The sequence below is a fragment of the Methanobrevibacter sp. genome (genome assembly GCF_017410345.1).
In the GTDB taxonomy this organism is placed as follows: Archaea; Methanobacteriota; Methanobacteria; order Methanobacteriales; family Methanobacteriaceae; genus Methanobrevibacter.
The window spans coordinates 1-4,608 of record NZ_JAFQQZ010000013.1 but is presented as its reverse complement, the minus strand read 5'-3'; the positions used below and the strand labels follow the sequence as shown (position 1 = coordinate 4,608).

The 4,608-nt window shown below is 33.3% G+C and carries 3 protein-coding genes; 1 reads left to right on the top strand and 2 read right to left on the bottom strand.

Annotation, left to right across the window (positions count from 1 at the left end; translation table 11 throughout):
- Positions 1 to 356: 356 nt before the first annotated feature.
- A complete protein-coding gene (locus tag IJE13_RS01360; protein ID WP_292776165.1) occupies positions 357 to 2,246 on the top strand; it encodes a hypothetical protein in 1,890 nt (629 codons plus the stop codon).
- Between the two features lie 256 nt (positions 2,247 to 2,502).
- Here IJE13_RS01360 and IJE13_RS01355 read toward each other — a convergent pair whose 3' ends face one another.
- Both IJE13_RS01355 and IJE13_RS01350 read right to left on the bottom strand, forming a co-directional pair.
- Positions 2,503 to 3,444 carry a UDP-glucuronic acid decarboxylase family protein gene (locus tag IJE13_RS01355; protein ID WP_292776163.1) on the bottom strand — a complete coding sequence of 314 codons (942 nt, stop codon included), beginning with the start codon at positions 3,442 to 3,444 and terminating at the stop codon, positions 2,503 to 2,505.
- A gap of 47 nt (positions 3,445 to 3,491) precedes the next feature.
- On the bottom strand, positions 3,492 to 4,608 hold a 1,117-nt coding region (locus tag IJE13_RS01350; RefSeq protein WP_292776161.1), incomplete at its 5' end, for a glycosyltransferase.

The following is a 4,608-nucleotide window of genomic DNA, read 5'->3' as shown; positions in this document are numbered from 1 at the left end:
TGAATAAAAATTATTAATCATTAAAATTATTAGTTAAATGAATCTTAAAATACTCTGATGATTTAAAATTAATTTAACAATAATTTCTATCTGTCTAACACTTAATTATATATTAAATATATTATTTAAAATTGTGTATTGAAAGGATTAAGTATTCTGAAAAATTTGAAAAAATTCATGTGAAAATAAAATATAAAACTAATGTATAAATAAAATAAAAAAGATATACATATAATACTATAAGATAATGTATGATTTACTTATACTAATTTACTTATATCTGTTCTATTGTTTGCATATATGTGAACCATAGAACTACTTCAATATTTAAGATAAAGATTAATTCGGTGACAAAAATGAAAGAAATAACAGCAATATTGCTTATTCTCATAGCACTTATTGGGATCATATCCATAATAATTGTTAAGATATATTACAGAGATAAGGAAAAAGATGATGAAGAAGAGAAACTGGAAGAATTTATCAACAGCACAAAGGCTGACTATGACAATGAAAAACGCAGAAGAACCAGAAAGGCCAGAAACAGAAACCGCGCTAACTTAAGTGAAGCCCAATTATATGCAAACACTATTGATGATGTTGAAAATGGAGAGGTAGGTGGAACAACCGCTTTGCTCAGACAAAGAGCAAAGGCAATGGAAGAAGCTCCTAAAAAACAAGCTAGAAAAGTAAGAAGACCTCAAGCTGAACCTGTTGCTAAGGTTCCTAGAACCCCTGAAAGAGTTCAAACTCAAATGAATCAGGAAGAAGAGGTCAAATCCTTCCAAGAACCTATCAAACCGGAACATACTGCTGCTATCAACAGTGCAAAGCAAGCAGCAGAGCAACCTAAACCTCGCCAAGTTCCAATGACTGAAAAGCAAAAGGAATTCATTGCAAGCGAATCAAACAAATTGGTTGTTGAAGATGCTGGTGAAGGCACTGTAAAAGTGGTTAAATCCGTCAAACCAGCTGAAACCATTGAAGAGATGAAAGAATCTGCAAAGATTGAAGATGCAGTGAAAGAAGAAATTAAAGAGACTGCAGAAACTGAAGTTGAAGCTGTTGGCGATGAAAAGGATGAAATAGTCAAAAAAGCTGAAGCGGATACCGCTGATTTAATTAAAAAGATTGAAGAAGCTAAAGAAGATGTGGAAGAAAAATTATCAGATATTCCAGTAGAAGACATTGAAGCTGTTAAAGGAGAAATGGCTAAAGCTGAAGTAGAAGCTGTAAAAGAAGATGAAACTCCAAAAATAGAGGATACTATTGAGAAGATCAAACAAGCATCTGAAGCTAAAGAAGAACCTGCAGTTGAAACTGAAGCTAAAGAAGAAATTAAAGTGGAAGCATCCAAAGAGGATCCTCAGATTTCAGATGACATCTATCATGATGACCTGCACATTCTCTTGAATAAGGACGAAATTGTTGAAGAGGATAAAAGCCCTGAAAATGAATTTGTTACAATCAATTCAGATGAGGAAGAAAGAATTTCCACAGGAAATGAATTGTTCAACAGTGCAATCAAATCCATTAGAAACTTCAGAAAGGCCAATGTTCCTCAAACACCAGTTGTTGTGGAAACTAAAGATGACATAGTTCCTGATGACTATGCTCAGGACTTGGGAGATGGAATCGAGTATATCGGGGATACCATTACAATCACTCCAATTCATGAGGAAGAAAGGGACTTGGCAAACAATAGACCGAATAAAGATGTGGACAAGATATACAAGGAAATCAATAAGGAATCTTACAATAAGACAGATGATGAGGAATTGTCCGATTCCTTCGAAGATGTTGATGATGAGACATCCGAAAAAGATGCAAATGTCTACACCGAAGAGGACTATAAGAAGATTGAAGCTAAAGAAAAAGAAAAAGAACGCAGAGCAGAAAACACCAAGAAGATTTTAGGATCAAAAGGCATCAGCGAAGAAGATCTCCGCAAAAGGGCTGAAGCCAAAGCTAAATCCAAACGTACAAGAAAAGCTGCTCCTGCAGAAGAACCTGTCGAAGAGGGTCAAAAAAGATTAATGGTCCATCAGGCTAAAACCGATGTTGAAGAGGTTTACATCAATGGAACATTATTTGAACTTAAAGTTGGTCAAATAGTCATCTATGACATCAAAGGTGAAACCTATTCAAGCCAAATCCTAAGGCTCAAGCCAGGTTACATTGGAGTAAGATACAGATCCAAGAAAATCTGGGTCAAATCCAATACAGTCAAAAAGATTTTAAAATAAGTTAGATGATTAAAATAGTTCCATACTATTTTAATACATTTACTTTTATTCTTAAAGTTTAAATTTTATAATTTTTATTTAAAATAAATTTATTTAATTGAAAAAATCCGAATTAATCTTAAATAAATTTATTATCTTTTTCTTTATCATTTTTTTTATTTCTTTAAAATTCAATTTTTTTACTACTTTTAATTCATATAAAATTTTAAAAAAAGAATCCTATCTTTTACTTTAATCGAAAAATAAAAGAATTAGATTAAATGTTTAATAAATTGGAATAATACTCAATGGTTTTATCCAAACCTTCATCCAATTCTATTTTAGGTTCCCAATCGAGCTCACTTTTGGCTAAACTTATATCAGGTTTTCTTTGGGTCGGATCATCAGTTGGCAAAGGACAGAAAACTAATTCGGACTCTGAATTGGTCTTTTCAATGATTTTTTGAGCCAAATCCAGAATGGTGAACTCGTTAGGATTTCCAAGATTGACAGGCCCTAACAATTCCTCCCTTGAATTCATCATCCTATACAATCCTTCAATCATATCATCAACATAGCAAAAGCTTCTTGTCTGCTTTCCATCACCATAAACTGTAATGTCTTCCCCTTTCAATGATTGGATGATGAAATTGGAGACAACCCGGCCATCATAAGGTTCCATATTCGGACCGTAAGCATTAAAAATCCTTACAACCTTAATTTTAGTGGAATAAGTTCTATTGAAATCAAAGAAAAGTGTTTCAGCAGCCCTTTTTCCTTCATCGTAACAGGCCCTGACTCCAATAGGATTGACATTTCCCCGATAAGTTTCCCTTTGAGGATGCTCCAAAGGTTCCCCATAAACTTCACTAGTGCTTGTCTGGAGAATCCTAGCATCTTTTTCATTTGCAAGCTCAAGTAGATTCAAAGCACCTAAAACATTGGTCTTGAATGTATAAATAGGCCTTTCAAGATAAAGTGGAGGGCTTGCAATTGATGCCAAGTTATAAATCTCATCAATGCTCTCATCGATTCTTAAAGGCTCTGTAATGTCATGTTCAATGATACTGAATAATGACGAATCCAAATCCTTTAGATTGTTCATATTGCCTGTGCTGAAATTATCTGCACATATAACCCTTTCTCCCTTATTCACCAAGTAAGAGCATAGATTTGAACCTAAAAATCCTGCTCCTCCACAAACCAATATTGTTTTCATATTATTACCATCAAAGTTTAAATTTTTAAAGATTATACAAATAAAAATTATAATTTTCTTATGAAATTCATTAATGCTCTAAATGGCTTTGTCAATTTCCAACTCTTTGAGGACAATACGCTTTTCCTAAATTTAGTTAAATCCTCAACTTCCTTATTTAATTTCTTATTTTTTTTATTTAATCCCTTATTTTTATTCTTTAATGATTTCACTTGATTCTTCAACTTACCATTATTTCTTTTTAAATTGAAAAGCTCATTTCTCAAATCATATTGAACATGATTATCTGAATCAATTACATTATCAAATAATCTTCTCATATCCGAATTCAAACTGGAATGGAACTCCTCATACTTCTCATGGCCAATGATCATTTCAAAATCCTTTTTCATTTCAATGAAGAAAAACTCCTTGAATTCATCCATAATCAACTTATAGCGATAATTACACAGACTGATCTTTCTGTTGTAGAGGTCTTCCTTGAATTCTTCAAAATGGCCGTAATCCATGAATGTCTTAAAGACCAAGTTAAGTGTTTCAATTACATGAACACTTTTATCATTATGGGAATTAACAATGGAACTTGAATGAACCCTTCTCTTATAAAGGAACTTATCATAGAAATAGACTCTCTTTGAAGAGAACAATATCTCAAAAAAGAAGATATTATCATGATAGATCAAGTGCAAAGGAAATTTTGCTCCGCTTTCCTTAATCAGATCATGCCTGTAAAGTTTGGACCATGGAGTGACACACATCTTAAAGATTAGGTTTCCCAAATCCCTCCAATTGAAAACTGAATCTCCAACACATTCATGCAATTCAGGCATTGTAAAATACCTATCTTCATAATAGCTGTCGGTATCCTGATCATAATTGATTGCCTTGAAGATTACAAAGTCCAAGTCCTTCTCTTCCATGATATCATGAAGTTCTTCAAGGGCGTTCAAGTCAAGGGCATCATCAGCATCCATCAAATATATGTACTTTCCACATGCCTTGGAAATCCCTGTGTTAGTGGCCCCTCCAGGACCCTGATTCTCTTGATGAAAAACCTGAATGCGGCTATCCCTTGAAGCATATTCCTCCAATCTCTCTAAAGTATCATCAGTTGACCCATCATCAACACAAATTATCTCCAAATCCTTAAAACTTTGATCAATA